1 pseudogene is annotated in these 416 nt (G+C 57.2%); it reads right to left on the bottom strand.

Annotated elements, in window-relative coordinates:
- Positions 1–416 (bottom strand): annotated as a pseudogene (locus tag HW554_RS20355) (IS701 family transposase); the annotation flags it as partial.

Genomic DNA, 416 nt, shown 5'->3' with positions numbered 1-416 from the left:
TCCGCCAGCACCTGGGCGAACATAGCCCGGAAGTGCTCGTTTTTGGTCACCCCGTCGAGTTCGGGGGCGTAGACGCGGTAGTCGAGGGGTAGAAAATCGCCCGCCTGTCCGCTGCTGTGAACCAGATTGACCAGACAGATACCCGTAACTAAACCATGCTCATTGCCCGAATACTGGCGTTTAGCCACTTCAATAAAGCGACTGTAGCGCTTGTCTTGCACGCTGTCATCGAGCAGCAGAAAAGCGTCGGGCGAGTCGGTGAGCAAGGGCATGACCAATTCGCGCAACTGGCTCGGCGCGAACGAGCTGCGGCGTAAAAAACGATTCACTTGGTCGTGGCTCACGGCCGAGAGGTGCTCGGCCAAGTGAGTGCACGTATAATTGCGCGGCGTGCTGAGCAGATACTCAATGTAGGT

The sequence above is a fragment of the Hymenobacter lapidiphilus genome (assembly GCF_013377885.1).
GTDB lineage: Bacteria > Bacteroidota > Bacteroidia > Cytophagales > Hymenobacteraceae > Hymenobacter > Hymenobacter lapidiphilus.
This window is presented reverse-complemented; position numbering and strand designations above follow the sequence as displayed.